Source organism: Aminobacter sp. P4_H6_2 (assembly GCF_056400805.1).
This window is the reverse complement of sequence record NZ_JBFUKO010000981.1, coordinates 1-1311: the sequence shown is the minus strand read 5'-3', so window position 1 is coordinate 1311 and position 1311 is coordinate 1. Positions and strand designations below refer to the sequence as shown.

Sequence of the window (1311 nt, the reverse complement as noted above, 5' to 3'; positions counted from 1 at the left end):
AGCTGGATGTCCATGCTGCCGTAGGTGGTCAGCGTCTTGAGCTCGTGGCGAGCGTCCTCGACCGTGTCGAACTTCTCGAACAGCTTGCAGGGCACGTTGTTTTCGATCTGCGGGGGCTCGTCCTCGACTATGCGGATGCGGGCATGGCCTTCGTCGGTGAGCCGGGCGATAGTGAAGCTCGCCCGCTTGCGGCCGTAGAAGATGTAGTCGTAGGTCTCGACCGGCTGAACGCCAGGGCTCATTTCGGTCCGGAACTCGCCCGGCTTGGTTGTCAAAACCACATACATTGGCTTCACCTCATGCTGATTGCTGTTCGCGCGTCGAGGCTGCGCTCACGCGCCGTCGACCGCCTTGTTTCGGAATTGCCGCACCACGCCGGCGCGACGGGAAGTTCGGCCGCTAGGCCTGCTCCGTCACTTTTTCCTGTCGAAGCTCGATGTCGTTTTTGATCCACAGCTGGCAGACCAGACGGAAGCCCTCGTCGATCTTGTCGCCGAGCTGCTTCTTCTCCTTCCAGTTGGGCGGAGGCAGATGCTCTGCACCGGCAAGGATGCGGCTGGCGCAGGTACCGCATTTTCCCATGCCGCATTTGTATGCGAGGTGCGGATAGGGAAACTGCTTGATGCCGGCGCGGACGACGAGGTTGGTGTCCTCCTTGACCTCGCCGCTAAAGGCCTCGCCCTTGCTGTGAATGACGACTCTCGGCATGTGCTTGACTCAGACGCCGCCGATACCGGCAAGTTCCGGCTCCATCGGCGCGACCCGCCCAAGCTTCACATCACCGGCGACATAGTCGTTGTAGAGGGCTGTGGTGTATAGCAGCCGCATCTGGGCACCTACCTCGCAGATCTTTAGGCAGCGCTGCTGCATCTCGACGGTACGGGCATGCTCCAGAACGATCTGGTATCCGCGCTCGCCATGAATCTCGTCGGAGACGATGTGCAAGTCGAAGAACTCGACCTCCTCGTCGGTGAAGCCGTAGCTCTCGCGAAGGGTCGGCGTCTGCTTGCGATAGATCGACGGCACTTGGGATTCGAGTCCGACGACAAGGCCCGCCACGGCAACGATTGGGTCCTCGCGCATCGCTACCGAGTAGCACCAACTCTGCAGGCCACGCGTCGTCGGCGACATGTTCTCCGGGTCAGTCATGCGTTCGCGGCTAGTGCCGCAAGCCTCGCCGAAGCGGATCAACAGGTCGGTGTGACGGTCGCCACCGATCTCTTCCTCATACATGTTGGCCAGAAGGAAATCCTTCGCCTCGACATACTGCTCCGGCATGCGGGCATAGATGTAGCCGAGGTAGTCCGCGAA

General features: G+C 60.9%; 3 protein-coding genes. All 3 read right to left on the bottom strand.

What is annotated here, in order from left to right; all coding sequences use genetic code 11:
• Nucleotides 1-287, bottom strand: a 287-nt coding sequence (locus AC1DUU_RS32275) for a ferredoxin (protein ID WP_476787361.1), incomplete at its 3' end; no start/stop codon positions are given.
• 112 nt (nucleotides 288-399) lie between these two features.
• Complete coding sequence (locus tag AC1DUU_RS32270) at nucleotides 400-708, bottom strand: 2Fe-2S iron-sulfur cluster-binding protein (RefSeq protein ID WP_476787360.1); 309 nt, start codon at nucleotides 706-708, stop codon at nucleotides 400-402.
• 9 nt (nucleotides 709-717) lie between these two features.
• Nucleotides 718-1311: TenA family transcriptional regulator (locus AC1DUU_RS32265; RefSeq protein WP_476787359.1), on the bottom strand; the 594-nt coding region annotated here is incomplete at its 5' end.

Bases quoted from the DNA above. Each gene is read 5' to 3' on its own strand.
- AC1DUU_RS32270 (WP_476787360.1), bottom strand. From the start codon at position 708: ATGCCGAGAGTCGTCATTCACAGCAAGGGCGAGGCCTTTAGCGGCGAG.